Annotated in this window: 11 protein-coding genes; 1 reads left to right on the top strand and 10 read right to left on the bottom strand. The window is 73.4% G+C overall.

Annotation, left to right across the window (positions count from 1 at the left end):
- Positions 1 to 121: 121 nt before the first annotated feature.
- From ACX9I7_RS00285 to ACX9I7_RS00270, 4 genes are all read right to left on the bottom strand, one after another.
- Positions 122 to 811 (bottom strand): hypothetical protein, encoded by a 690-nt coding sequence (locus ACX9I7_RS00285; protein WP_459386098.1) that lies wholly within the window; start codon positions 809 to 811, stop codon positions 122 to 124.
- Positions 812 to 973: 162 nt separating this feature from the next.
- Positions 974 to 1,387 (bottom strand): DUF6114 domain-containing protein, encoded by a 414-nt coding sequence (locus ACX9I7_RS00280; protein WP_459386097.1) that lies wholly within the window; start codon positions 1,385 to 1,387, stop codon positions 974 to 976.
- Entirely contained in the window at positions 1,374 to 1,997 is a 624-nt protein-coding gene (locus tag ACX9I7_RS00275; RefSeq protein ID WP_387574665.1) for a DUF6230 family protein, read from the bottom strand. The genes ACX9I7_RS00280 and ACX9I7_RS00275 overlap by 14 nt, the downstream gene beginning before the upstream one ends.
- A 190-nt stretch (positions 1,998 to 2,187) precedes the next feature.
- On the bottom strand, positions 2,188 to 3,426 hold the full coding sequence (locus ACX9I7_RS00270; protein WP_459386096.1) for a cytochrome P450: 1,239 nt from the start codon (positions 3,424 to 3,426) through the stop codon (positions 2,188 to 2,190).
- 265 nt (positions 3,427 to 3,691) lie between these two features.
- On the opposite strand from ACX9I7_RS00270, the gene ACX9I7_RS00265 reads away from it, so the two are divergent.
- The gene (locus tag ACX9I7_RS00265; protein ID WP_459386095.1) at positions 3,692 to 4,861 is read left to right on the top strand and encodes a steroid 3-ketoacyl-CoA thiolase; all 1,170 of its coding nucleotides are present in this window, start codon (positions 3,692 to 3,694) and stop codon (positions 4,859 to 4,861) included.
- 70 nt (positions 4,862 to 4,931) lie between these two features.
- Here the strand turns inward: ACX9I7_RS00265 and ACX9I7_RS00260 are convergent, their stop codons facing one another.
- From ACX9I7_RS00260 to ACX9I7_RS00235, 6 genes are all read right to left on the bottom strand, one after another.
- Positions 4,932 to 6,353, bottom strand: a complete 1,422-nt coding sequence (locus ACX9I7_RS00260) for a flavin monoamine oxidase family protein (protein ID WP_387574659.1) — start codon at positions 6,351 to 6,353, stop codon at positions 4,932 to 4,934.
- A gap of 621 nt (positions 6,354 to 6,974) precedes the next feature.
- Entirely contained in the window at positions 6,975 to 7,763 is a 789-nt protein-coding gene (locus ACX9I7_RS00255; protein ID WP_459386387.1) for an ECF transporter S component, read from the bottom strand.
- 128 nt (positions 7,764 to 7,891) lie between these two features.
- A complete protein-coding gene (locus ACX9I7_RS00250) occupies positions 7,892 to 9,523 on the bottom strand; it encodes an ABC transporter ATP-binding protein (protein ID WP_459386094.1) in 1,632 nt (543 codons plus the stop codon).
- Positions 9,520 to 10,857, bottom strand: a complete 1,338-nt coding sequence (locus ACX9I7_RS00245; RefSeq protein ID WP_459386093.1) for an energy-coupling factor transporter transmembrane component T — start codon at positions 10,855 to 10,857, stop codon at positions 9,520 to 9,522. The genes ACX9I7_RS00250 and ACX9I7_RS00245 overlap by 4 nt, the downstream gene beginning before the upstream one ends.
- Positions 10,854 to 11,516, bottom strand: a complete 663-nt coding sequence (locus ACX9I7_RS00240; protein ID WP_459386092.1) for an SCO2322 family protein — start codon at positions 11,514 to 11,516, stop codon at positions 10,854 to 10,856. Before ACX9I7_RS00240 ends, ACX9I7_RS00245 begins: the two co-directional genes overlap by 4 nt.
- The gene (locus ACX9I7_RS00235) at positions 11,513 to 12,787 is read right to left on the bottom strand and encodes a prenyltransferase/squalene oxidase repeat-containing protein (protein ID WP_459386091.1); all 1,275 of its coding nucleotides are present in this window, start codon (positions 12,785 to 12,787) and stop codon (positions 11,513 to 11,515) included. Before ACX9I7_RS00235 ends, ACX9I7_RS00240 begins: the two co-directional genes overlap by 4 nt.
- Positions 12,788 to 12,836 lie beyond the last annotated feature (49 nt).

The following is a 12,836-nucleotide window of genomic DNA, read 5'->3' as shown; positions in this document are numbered from 1 at the left end:
GGGCCGCGCCCCCGGGTGCCCTGCTGGTGCGGGCCGTGGGTGCGTTGTGCCCACCCGTTCCGCCTGGGGGCACCTCCCAGCGGTAGCTGGGGGAGGAACGATTGCCCACAACGTGGCGGCGTCAGCCGCCCACCGTGATCTGGGAGGACGGGTCCGTGACGTCCGTGATGTCGTAGGTCGCGTTGAGGACCGCCGTCGTGGCCGTCGTCGGGCAGCCGAAGCCGCCCTCGACCTTCACCGGTATCGCCACGTCCGTCACCACGAGCTGGGACGGCGTGCCGTTCACGAACACGGTGGGGATGGTCGTCGGTCCGTCCGGCCCGGCCGTCACCGTGCAGTTGGCAAGGCCGCTGGACTTGAGGACCATGCCCTGGGCGGGCGCGTTGAGCGTGGCCGTGATGGGGGAGCCGTTCTGCATCGAGACGGTCCAGGCACCGGACGTCGTGATGCTGATGTCCACGCCCGGCAGGCTGCCCGTGCAGTCGCCGTAGGCCGGCGAGCTGATGGCCATCGTCACCGGGCCCGAGGGGTTGGTGTTGCCGGGGGCGTCCGGGATGCGGTTGGTGTCTCCGGACGGCGTGGAGCCCGACGACGCACAGGTGATGGTGATCGAGCCGGCCTTGAAGGTGGCCGAGCCGTTGAGCTTGGCCGCGAAGGTGTGGCCGGCGGGCTGGACGGTCGTCGAACCGGCGTCGGCGGCTCTGGCGGCCGCCGGGCCGCCACCGGTGAGGGTGAGGCCCGCGGTGAGGGCGAGACCGGCGGTGGCGGCGAGGAGGGGACGGGGACGGGGACGGGTGCGGCGGGGGATCACGGGGGCTCCTTCGGGGGAGGAGGGTGGTGGGAGCGGTGCTTGGCTGGGTGGGGCGCGTCCTCGTTGCCCGGGTGCGGGCCGTGGTCGCGTTGTGCCCACCCGTTCCGCCTGGGGGCACCTCCCAGCGGTAGCTGGGGGAGGAACGATTGCCCACAACGACGGTCAGTCGACGGGCCCGTCCGTCGTCACCGGTTGCCACGCGAAGATCATCGCGCCGCCGACGATGCCGACGAGGGTGCCGAAGAGGAATCCGCCGAGGTTGGACATCACCAGCGCGGCCGTCGCGATCAGGACGGTGAGGATCCCGGCGAGGCTCCGGTACTGCGGGGCGAACCACGCGGTCAGACCCATGACGATCATGACGATGCCCATCAGGACCGACGGGATGCCCGCGATGCCCTGCTCCAGCATGACCTTCATCGGGGCGAGCGGGAGGGCGCAGATCTCCGCGCCCGCGACGACGGCCGCCAGGCCGCCCCAGAAGGGGCGTCCCTTTCGCCAGCGCCGCCAGGTCGTCCACCCGCGGGCGAGCGACCCGGTGCCGTCCCGGCGCCCCGGCACGTCAGAAGCACTCATCCTTGCCGAGCTTGATCTTCAGGTCGAGGCCGGCGAGCTTGAACCGTCCGGCGTTGGTCGCCCAGGCCGTCTGCCGCACATCCGTCATCTTGATGGACTTGGCCTGCTGGCCGAACGCGTCCTGGAGGCCCTGCGCCGAGGCGGGGCCCTTGTTGAGGGTCGACGCGTCACGGCCGATCTCGATGTTCTCGAACTCGGCGTCGCCGGACATCTGGGTGGCGTCGAGGAACAGGTCGGTGGCCTCGACGGTCTTCGCGCCCTGGCCGGCGTGGAGCATGAGGGAGATGTCGCCGATCAGCGGCAGGGTGGTGACCACGGACTGGCACAGGTCCTTGAGCTTGGCTTCCTTGATGGTGGTGACGGCCACCGGCAGCAGTTTGCCGCGGGCGTTCCTGTCGATCCCGCCGTACTGGGCGAAGCCCGTGCCCGTCAGGCTGGACGCCCCGACCTTGAACTCCTGCCCGGAGACGGCGAACGAGGCGGCCAGCGCCCCGTCGGCGAGCGCGACGGCCAGCGCGGCCGTGGCGGCGAAGCCGGGCACGGCCAGGACGGCGAACTTCCGCCACCTGACACGACCCGTCGTCACCTGTCTTCCCTGATCGTCCTTCATGCGGCTGCCCCCTGAACAATCCCGTGAGAGTGAGGTGAGGTGCGGTGCGTGGGGGAGGGCGCACAGCGGTGCGCTGCCGAAGCGCTCATGCGCCGTCCCTGAAGGTGTACCCGAGAGTAAGTCGGACGGCTGTACCTGACAAGGGGTCAGGTCTGGACCGATTCCCGTACCGGAAAAGGGAGTTGATCGATCACTCGTAGCTGACGCGGAGCTCCTTGATGCCGTTCAGCCACGCCGAGCGGAGCCGGCGCGGCGCCCCGGCGAGCCGGATGCCGGGGAGGGTGTCGGCGACGGCGGCGAAGATCAGGTCGATCTCCAGCGCCGCCAGGGAGCGGCCCAGGCAGAAGTGCGGGCCCCCGCCGCCGAAGCCCAGGTGGGGGTTGGGGTCACGGGTGATGTCGAAGGTCTCCGGGGCGTCGAAGACCTCGGGGTCGTGATTGGCGGAGGCGTAGAACAGGCCCACGCGCTCGCCTTCGCGGATCGCCGTGCCGCCGCCGAGCTCGGTGTCGCGCGTCGCCGTGCGCTGGAAGGAGATCACCGGGGTCGCCCAGCGGACGATCTCCTCGGCGGTGGTGGCGGGCCGCTCCCGCTTGTAGAGCTCCCACTGCTCGGGGTGGGTGAGGAAGGCGTGCATGCCGTGGCTGATGGCGTTGCGCGTGGTCTCGTTGCCGGCGACGGCCAGCATCAGCACGAAGAAGCCGAACTCGTCGGAGCCCAGGCTGCCCTCGTCCTCGGCGGCCACCAGCCGGCTGACGATGTCCCGCGCGGGGTGGGCCGCGCGGGCGGCGGCGAGGTCCATCGCGTAGGCGATCAGCTCCATCGCGGAGCGGCTGCCGGTCTCTTCGGTGAGGGCGAGCTCGGGGTCGTCGTAGGCGATCATCCGGTTGGACCAGTCGAAGATCTTCGCCCGGTCGTGCTGGGGGACGCCGATGAGTTCCGCGATGGCCTGGAGGGGGAGTTCGCAGGCGATGTCGGTGACGAAGTCGCCGCTGCCGTGCTCCCGGGCCGCCGTGACGATCCGTCCGGCCCGCTCCCGCAGGGCCGACTCCAGGGCCCGGATCGCCCGGGGGGTGAAGCCGCGCTGGACGATCCGGCGGACGCGGGTGTGCTCGGGCGGGTCCATGTTGAGCATCATCAGCCGCTGGGCGTCGATCCGCTCGCGCCGCATGCCGGGGTGGAAGCGGATGACGGAGGTGTTGCGGGCGGAGGAGAAGTCCTCCGGCCGGGTGGACGCCTCCTTGACGTCCGCGTGCCGGGTGACGGCCCAGTAGCCGTCGTCGTCGAAGCCCGCGAGGCCGTGCGGCTGGGGGATCCAGGACACCGGGGCGGAGCGCCGCAGCAGGGCGAACTCCGGCAGCGGCACCCTACGGGCGTTGACGTCCGGATCGGTGAAGTCGAAGCCCTCGGGCAGCGCGGGACAGGACGACATGGCCACCACTCCAGTTCGGGGAGCCGCCGGGACGGCGGGCTAATGCTGATGGGCCATCAGAAACCTGTCGTCCGACGGTAGTGACGGGGTCGTGGACCGGCAAGCCACGCGACGCCATCTGTCGCACGCGCGGGGCGTGCGCGACCCTTGTGCGGCGGGGGCCGCGCTGAGGAGACTACCGACGGCAGCGGAAATGGAACGTGTACTCGTTTTTGCCGGGGGCGCCGGGACGCCCAGCGGACGCGCGAGGAGAGGACAGCCGGACATGGCCGCGGAACCCGTGATCGTCGAAGCCGTACGGACGCCCATCGGCAGGCGCGGCGGCGCGCTCGCCAACCTCCACCCCGCCTATCTGCTGGGCGAGACCTATCGCGAGGTCCTCGCCCGCACCGGCATCCAGCCCGACTGCGTCGAGCAGATCGTCGGCGGCACGGTCACCCACGCCGGGGAGCAGTCGATGAACCCGGCCCGCACCGCCTGGCTCGCCATGGGCCTGCCCTACGAGACCGCCGCCACCACCGTGGACGCCCAGTGCGGCTCGTCCCAGCAGGCCAGCCACCTCGTCGCCAACATGATCGCGAGCGGGGTGATCGACATCGGCATCGGCTGCGGCGTCGAGGCCATGTCCCGGGTGCCGCTCGGCAGCGGCTCCAAGCACGGGCCCGGCCGGCCCTTCCCCGACGAGTGGAACGTCGACCTGCCCAACCAGTTCGAGGCCGCCGAGCGCATAGCCCGCCGGCGCGGCCTCACCCGCGAACGCGTCGACGCCCTCGGCCTGCTCTCCCAGGAACGCGCGGCCCGCGCCTGGGCGGAGGAGCGCTTCAAGCGCGAGACCTTCGCCGTGCAGGTGCCCACCACGGAGGAGGAGCAGGACGCCGGGCAGGGCATGTGGCGCCTGGTCGACCGCGACGAGGGCCTGCGCGACACCAGCATGGAGGCGCTGGCCGGGCTCAAGCCCGTCATGCCCACGGCCGTCCACACCGCGGGCAACTCCTCGCAGATATCCGACGGCGCGGCGGCGCTGCTCTGGGCCTCCAAACGGATGGCCCGGGCGCTGCGGCTGCGCCCCCGGGCCCGGATCGTCGCCCAGGCGCTCGTCGGCGCCGACCCCCACTTCCACCTGGACGGGCCCGTCGACGCGACCCGGGCCGTGCTGGGCCGGGCGGGAATGTCCCTGCGGGACATCGACCTGGTGGAGATCAACGAGGCATTCGCCTCGGTGGTGCTCTCCTGGGCGCGGGTCTTCGAGCAGGATCTGGAGAAGGTCAACGTCAACGGCGGCGCGATAGCGCTCGGCCACCCGGTCGGGGCGACGGGCGCCCGGCTGATCACCACGGCGCTGCACGAACTCGAGCGCCGGGACGGCGAGTTCGCGCTGATCACGATGTGCGCGGGCGGGGCGCTGGCGACTGGGACGATCATTCAGCGGCTGTGACGGGGGTGTGGCGGGCGCGCCGCCCCGGAGCGGGGGCGGCGCGCCTTCCTTCGCTTGCCGTCACTTGCCGTCACTTGACGAGCGTGAGGGCCTGCTTGGCGGCGCGCAGGCCCGACTCGAGGGCGCCCTCGATGAAGGCGCCGTGCCAGCCCTGGGCGATGTCGGCGCCCGCGAAGAGGATCCGGCCGTGGGGCTGTTCGATCTGGGGGAAGAGCCCGGTCAGCTGGCCGGGGCGACGGAAGCCCCAGGCGCCGGCCGCCCACTTCTCGGTGCCCCATGCCATGGCGCGGGACTTGAGGACCTGGGCGCCCGGGATCCACAGCTGGACGGCCTCCTGGACCTTCACCGGGTTGTTGACGTCCAGCCCGGGGCCGGTGAACGCGATCATGAGCCGGCCGTCCGCGAGCTGCTTCTGCGGCACCATCATCAGGATCGGCGAGCCCTCGGGCGCGGTACCGGTGGTCGCGTCGATCTTGCCCTTGATGTGCAGCCACATCTTGGTGCCGTGCGGAACGCCGATGCCCTGGGTGGTGGCCTGGGCGTGTGCCTTGGGCAGGCCGGGCTCGAAGGTGATGTTCTTCCAGGCGTTGGTGGAGGTGGCCACGACGACCGCGGGGGCCTTGTAGCGGCGGCCGGAGGCGGTGTACACCGTGACCTTCCCCGTGCCGGGGTCGGAGATCCTGGTGACCGGCGAGTTCTTGACGACCGGGGTGAAGTTCTCCCGCAGCATGGCGTTGAGTATCGCGGTCATACCGCCGACGGGCCGGCGGCCGATGGTGTTGGTGTAGGCCTCGTACGTACCGCCGGCGAGCTGGTACCACTGGGCCATGCCGGTCAGCGAGCCGAGGGTGCTGGGGCCGCCGGAGTAGACGGAGGTCTCGCCGGTGAGCAGGTTGACCTCGGTCGGCGAGAGGTTCATCTGCTTGATCCGGTCGGCCAGCGAGAGCGGGTCCACGGCGGCCAGCAGGTCCTTGCGGTACAGCGGCTCGGCCGGGCGCTCGAAGTATTTCTCGGAGCCCTTGTAGAACTCGGTCCACAGGGGGACCACCAACTTGGCGGCTTCATCGGGCGTGACCGCCTTCAGCCCGGTGGAACCGGCGACGATGACGCGGTCCGGGATGGGGTCCCCGTAGGTGGTGATGTTGTACCGGGCGAGTTCCTTGTTGACCAGCTGGTGCTGAGGGGCGAGCCACTGGCCGCCGACCTCGATCTGCTCGCCGGCCCAGGTGTCCGTCCAGATGCGGCCGCCGACGCGGTCCGACGCCTCCAGGACCACGGTGGACAGGCCCTTCGCGCCGAGCTCGCGCGCCACCATGGCCCCGGCGTACCCGGCGCCGATGATGACCACGTCGACCAGCGATTCCTCTTCGGCGTGGGCGATGCCCTGTCCGGCTGCGCCGAGGCCGGCTGTCAGCGCTCCGGCGCCGATGCCCTTGAGCAGCGATCGGCGCCCGAAACGGCGGTTGACGGCGTTGGCGATGGACGAATTCACGCCATGAGAGTGCATGGGAGTCCTCTGAGTTTTGTCTGGCTGCGGCCATCGGGTCGGTGTAATTGCCGACAGAACGTCCTGGCGAGCGAAACCCCAGGGCGTTCGGGCGCACTGCACCCGTCATCGCGTGCAGTGACTTTCCGGCGCGGCCCGATGGTCATTCGATGGGCGGGCGCCGGCCGCGTGGTCGCCGTCCGTCATGGACGGCGACCACGCGGCAGAGTGCCCAAGCGGGCAGCCGAGGGGAAAGGTCGCGTGGGGGCGAAAGGATTCGCCGGGCTGCCGTCGGAAAAGGCTGGGGACGTTGAACAATCAGGCGCGGCAGGAGATGAGCCGGACGCCGCCGGTCATGCGTGCGCAGCGGATCCGGTGCTGCTCACCGAAGGTGACATCGGTGTGGTTCCCTGCCGCGTGAAGGAGTTGTCCCCGCCCGCATCGGGCGCGGCGCCATAGCCACTCGTGACCATTCTGGTCCCCCCGTATCAATCAGTGTGGCCCGAACTGCGTGATGTCTCATTGAGGGCCTTGACGCGACTGTACTGAACGGTCATCCATGCCCTGGCATGCGCGGAGTCACCGGAGGGTCTGCCCCCACTCATCCGTGGTGGGCGCAACGAAACGTCACGCGTCCTCGAACGTCACCGGTGTTTCGAAGGCCGCGCGGCGGGTGGCCCGGCGGAGGGCCTTGAGGACGGCCGGGCCGAGCGTGAGCGAGGCGACCACGGTCACCAGGGCCCGGGGCAGATCCCAGCCCAGGGACGTCGCCAGACAGTAGGCGAGGAAGCGGGAGAGGTTCTCCGGCAGCGGGTCGCCCGGGACGAAGGAGACGCCCGAGGCGAGTGCGCCGATGTACGGCCAGCCCTGAAGGTTCATCACCGTCCCGTAGACGACGGACGCCACCGCCCCGTAGCCCGCCAGCATCACCAGCTCGCCCCGCCCCCGCAGCCGGTCCGCCCCCGGCAGCAGCCCCGCGCCCATGGTCACCCACCCCATGGCCAGCATCTGGAACGGCATCCACGGCCCGACCCCGCCCGTCAGCAGGGCGGAGGCGAACATCGACAGGGCGCCCAGGACGAAGCCGAAGCCCGGCCCGAGCACCCGCCCGGACAGGACCATCAGGAAGAACATCGGCTCGATGCCCGCCGTCCCCGCGCCCAGCGGCCGCAGCGCGGCCCCGGCCGCCGCGAGGACGCCGAGCATCGCGACGGCCTTGGCGTCCAGCCCGGTGTCCGCGATCGTCGCCATGACCACGGCGAGCAGCAGCGGCAGCAGGGCGGCGAACAGCCAGGGGGCGTCCTGCGAATGGGCCAGCCCGGAGGCGGAGTCGGCGAGCAGGGGCCAGCCGAAGGCGGCCACGCCGATGACGGTGATCAGGGCGAGGGCGATGACGGACCGCCGGCCGAGACGGATGGCGCGTGCCTGGCGGGTGCCGTGTGCCTGACGGGTGGCTTCCGTCTGGTGGGTGGCCGACGCCTCGTGGTCGGTCGGCGCTTGGCGGTCGGCCGGCGCCTGGTGGTCGGTCGGCGCCTGGTGGTCGGTCACGTCCCCTCCAGCGCGTCGCGGACCTGCGGCACCGTCAGCCACGGCTGCGGCGCGAGGACCTTCGCGACCTGCGGGGCGAAGGCCGGGGAGGAGACCACGACCTCCGCCGTCGGGCCGTCCGCGACGACCTCGCCCTCCGCGAGGATCACCACCCGGTGCGCCAGCTCCGCCGCGAGCTCCACGTCGTGCGTGGCCAGCACGATGGCGTGGCCCTGGCCGGCCAGCCCGCGCAGGATCTCCACCAGCCGGGCCTTGGCCGCGTAGTCCAGGCCGCGCGTCGGCTCGTCCAGGAGCAGCAGCGGCGGCCGCGCCGTGAGCACCACGGCCAGCGCGAGCGCCAGCCGCTGGCCCTCGGACAGATCGCGGGGGTGGGTGCCGTCCGCCACGTCCGGGAGCAGCCCGGACACCAGCGCCCGGCAGGTGCCGGGGGCGGCCTGCGCGTCGTGGTCGGCGGCCGCGCACTCCGCGGCGACCGTGTCCGCGTACAGCAGGTCGCGCGGCTCCTGCGGGACGAGGCCCACGTGCCGCAGCAGTTCACGCGGGGTCGTGCGCCGCGGCTCCACGCCGCCCACGCGCACCGCGCCCCGGTCGGGCGCGTGGATGCCGACGAGGGTGCGGAGGAGGGTGGACTTGCCCGCGCCGTTGCGGCCCATCAGGGCGACGGTCTCGCCGGCGCGGACGGACAGCTCGACGTCGCGGAGGGCGGGGACGCGGTCGTGGCGGACGGAGAGGCCGGTGACGGACGCGGCCTGTTCCGTGTCCGGCACCGTCTGGGGGACCGGCGGGGCCAGCGGCGCCAGCCGCTCCCGAAGCGACGCTGCCTTGCGGCGGGCGTCGCGCACGGACAGCGGCGGCGGGGACCAGCCGGCGAGCCGGCCCAGGGCGACGACGGGCGGGTGGACGGGCGAGACGGCCATGACCTCGGCGGGGTCGCCGACGACGGGCGCCGCGCCGGGGCCGGGCAGCAGGATCACCTGGTCCGCGTACTGCACCACGCGCTCCAGCCGGTGCTCGGCCAGCAGCACGGTGGTGCCCAGGTCGTGCACCAGGCGCTGGAGCACGGCCAGCACCTCCTCGGCGGCGGCCGGGTCCAGCGCGGACGTCGGCTCGTCCAGGACCAGCACCTTCGGGTGGGCGGTCAGCACCGAACCGATCGCGACGCGCTGCCGCTGGCCGCCGGAGAGGGTGGCGATGGGCCGGTCCCGGAGGCCGGCCAGGCCCAGCAGGTCCAGGGTCTCCTCGACGCGGCGGCGCATGGTGGCGGGCGGGACGCCGAGGGACTCCATGCCGTAGGCGAGCTCGTCCTCGACGGTGTCGGTCACGAAGTGCGCGAGCGGGTCCTGGCCCACGGTGCCGACGACGTCGGCGAGTTCACGGGGGCGGTGCGTACGGGTGTCCCGCCCGGCGACGGTGACCCTGCCGCGCAGGGTCCCCCCGGTGAAGTGCGGCACGAGCCCGCTCACGGTGCCCAGCAGTGTCGACTTGCCGACCCCGGAGGGGCCGACGAGGAGGCACAGCTCGCCTTCGGGGACGGTGAGGTCGATGCCGGAGAGGGTGGGGGGCGGCTGGTGGCTGTTGCCGTTGCCGTCGCCGTCGTAGGAGACCGAGACGTTCTCGAAGCGGATCACTGGGGTGTCTCCTTCCGGGTGGGGGCGGTTTCGGCACCGCCGGATTCGCTGTCGGTGGCTGATCGCCGCGGCGGCGGGAGGGGTGCCCCGGTCCCGCCCCTTCCCGTTTCCTGGGGGAGTGCCCCCAGACCCCCCGGACCGCCCGCCGACCCGAGGGCTTCGCCCCGGGCGTCGGGGGCCGGGGCGGGAGCCGCGGCGCGCGGCCCCCGGCGGTCGGCCCGGCGGTGACCAGCCGCCGTCGTCGTCGCCCTCTCGCGGGAGGCGACCGGCGCGACGAACGCCGGCAGCAACCCCAGAAGCACCGACACCGCCGGCCAAACCGGCAACCCCGGCGCCGCCAGCGGCACCGCCGCCGGGTGGAGGGCGGCCGGCGCGTAGTCGCCCGCCCAGATCATCAGGCCCGCCACCGCCGCCCCCGACGCGGAGACCAGCCAGGCGCGGGCGCCCCAGCGGTCGGGGCGGTAGCGGGTGCGGACCGAGCGGCGCCCGCCGAGCCACAGGCCGGCGAGAGCCGCGGCCAGCCCCGCGACCAGCACCGGCACCCCGTAGCCCGCACCGGTGTCGCCCAGCAACCCGTACGTGCCGGCGCACACGCCGAGCAGGCCGCCCAGGGTGAGCGCGCTCGTCGTGCGGCGCACGGCGGGCGGTACCTGCGCGGTACGGCCGTACCCCCGCGCGTCCATCGCGGCGGCCAGCGCCACCGACCGCTCCAGCGCGCCCTCCAGCACCGGCAGCCCCACCTGGAGCAGGGCCTTGAGCCCCCGGTCCGGGCGGCCGCGCAGCCGGCGCGCGGCGCGCAGCCGCTGGACGTCCGCGACGAGGTTGGGCGCGAAGGTCATGGCGACGACCACCGCCACCCCGGCCTCGTAGAGCGCGCCCGGCAGGGACTTCAGCAGCCGCGCCGGGTTGGCGAGGGCGTTCGCGGCGCCGACGCAGATCAGCAGCGTGGCCAGCTTCATGCCGTCGGCGAGCGCGAAGACCAGCCCCTCGGCGGTCACCCGGCCACCGATCCGCACGCCCCGCGCCCACTCCGGGAGCGGAACCTCCGGAAGGGTGAGGACCGTGTGCGTCCCGGGAATCGGCGAGCCCAGGATCACCGCGAAGACCAGCCTGATGACGATCACGGCCAGCCCGAGCTTGAGGAACGCCCCGTACGAGCGGGCCCACGGCGCGTCCGTGCGCCGGGCCGCGACGACGTACCCGGCGACGCCCGCCAGCAGGGCGAGCAGCAGCATGTTCGTGGTGCGCGAGGCGGCCGTCGCCAGGCCCAGCGCCCACACCCACCACGCGCCGGCGTGCAGCGCGGAGGAACGGTCGGAGGAACGGTCCGTCATCCGCGACGACGCCGCCGGGTCTGCCACACCGCCGCCGCGCCGAGCACGGCCACGGCGGCGATGCCGCCGATCAGACCGACGGAGGGGCCGTCGTCACTCTTGTCGCTCCCGGTGGCCTTCGGCTCCGCCGACTTCCCCGCGTCCGCCTTCTCGTTCGCTTTCTCGCCGCAGCCCGTCCTCGGGTATCCGGCGATCGCGCACAGCAGGGCGTTCGAGTCGTAGCGCAGCGGCTTGGCGACGGCGGCCAGCGCGTCGGCCGCGCTGCCGTCCGCGCCGACCTTCGCGCACGCCGAACGGGCGGCGGGCGGCGTCTCGCCGGCGGGGGCGTCGGCGGGGGTGCCGAAGTCGAGGACGACGGCGACGCGCTTGCCGCCGTCCTCGGCGGGCGTGTCGGCGCAGACCACCGCGAAGTCGGCGGCGCCGCGCGGCTTGGCCGCGTCGGCGGAGTCCTTGCTGACGGCGAAGCGGAAGCCGACGACGGAGCCGTCGGCCGGGCGCAGCGTGGCCGGGCCCTGGGTCGCGTACGCCCAGGACCCGCCGGCGGCCGGTGCCTGCCAGAAGGACCAGTAGCGGTAGCCCTCCGCGTGCGCGGGAGCCGCGCCGAGCACGGCGGCGGCGCCGACGAACAGGGAGACGAACAGGGTCCGGGCCGCCGTCACGGCTGGTTCTTCTTCTTGCGGCCGCTGATCAGGAAGCCGACGCCGACGCTGGCGACGAAGAACACGGCGACGAACCACCAGGCGCCGAAGCCGCCGCCGTCCTTCTTCTTCTCGTCCTTCTTCTCGGGGGAGGCGGAGGAAGAGGACGGATCCGGCTTGGGTCCGGTCTCGTTGAGCGCCGCCACCAGGTCGGTGCCGCCGAAGGAGCGCGGGTCGGCGCCCGCCGCGTGCGCGGCCAGGACGAGCTTGGCGAGGCGGCCGGGGTTGCCCTTGGCCCACTCGGCGGTCTTGCTGTCGGCGGACTCCAGCCACTTCAGCGGCTTGCGCGCGGCCTCCACGTGGCCGCCGGCCGCGAGGGCGAGGGCGGCGTCGGCGGTCGCCCCGGTGTCCGGGCCCTCGGGGGCGCCGGGCATGGACGACTTGAGGTGGCCACCGTTGGCGTCGAGCTTCTTCACCAGGTAGCCGGCGACGGCCTCGGCCGCGTTCCACCGGTCGGTGTCGGCGCCGTCGCCGCAGGCGGCGGGCTGGACGGGCCGGTCCGCGCCCTTGGCGGCGGGCACGAGGAAGCCCTTGCCGAGGACGGCCGTGGCGGCGGCGGTCGAGGCGAGGTCGTTGGCGGGCAGCTCACCGTTCTGCGGCATGTAGCCGAAGGCGCCCGCCTGGTCCTTCTTCTCCTCCTTCTCCTGGCAGCGGATCTGGAAGGAGGACAGCGCGTCGAAGGGGGTCTTGCCGTCCTTGACCGCGGCCTTCGCCGGGTCCTGGCCGGCGGCGGCGAAGGCGCCGACGGCGATGGCGGTGGAGTTGGCGTCGCTGGGGTTGCCGGGGCCCATGCCCCAGCCGCCGTCGGCGTTCTGGTGGGCCTTGAGCCAGTCGAGGCCCTTGGCGACGGCCCGGTCCCGGCCGCCGACGGCCGCCAGGCCCTGCACGGCGGCCGCCGTCGCGTCGGTGAACTCGCCCGCCTTGGCGTCGCACGGCGTCTTCGGGTCGGCCCGGAAGCCGGGGAAGCCGCCGTCGGCGCACTGCTGGCCGGTCAGCCAGTCCACGGCCTGCCCGGTCGGGGAGACCCCGGCCGTGTGCTGGGCGATGAAGGCCAGCGACTGCCGGAAGACACCGTCGAACTTCGGGTCGCCCGTGCCGTAGAGCCCCGGGGCGGCCGGGGAGGGCGAGGTGCCGTCGGCGAAGGCGGCGGGAGCCGTGGCCGTGCCCAGGACGGCCGCGGTGGCCAGGGCCGCGGCGCCGCGGCGCGCGAGGACGGCGAAGGAGGTGGCCATGAAAGCGGTGCCTCTCGGTGGATGACGGTGTCGGGCGGCCCCGGCGGGA

Source organism: Streptomyces sp. L500, from assembly GCF_054551825.1.
Note: the sequence above shows the minus strand (reverse complement) of the source record. Positions and strands in the feature narration are given on the sequence as shown.

Coding starts and splice junctions, on each gene's coding strand:
- ACX9I7_RS00280 (WP_459386097.1), bottom strand. CDS start 1,387: ATGAGTGCTTCTGACGTGCCGGGGCGCCGGGACGGCACCGGGTCGCTC.
- ACX9I7_RS00270 (WP_459386096.1), bottom strand. CDS start 3,426: ATGTCGTCCTGTCCCGCGCTGCCCGAGGGCTTCGACTTCACCGATCCG.
- ACX9I7_RS00265 (WP_459386095.1), top strand. CDS start 3,692: ATGGCCGCGGAACCCGTGATCGTCGAAGCCGTACGGACGCCCATCGGC.
- ACX9I7_RS00235 (WP_459386091.1), bottom strand. CDS start 12,787: ATGGCCACCTCCTTCGCCGTCCTCGCGCGCCGCGGCGCCGCGGCCCTG.
- ACX9I7_RS00275 (WP_387574665.1), bottom strand. CDS start 1,997: ATGAAGGACGATCAGGGAAGACAGGTGACGACGGGTCGTGTCAGGTGG.
- ACX9I7_RS00245 (WP_459386093.1), bottom strand. CDS start 10,857: ATGACGGACCGTTCCTCCGACCGTTCCTCCGCGCTGCACGCCGGCGCG.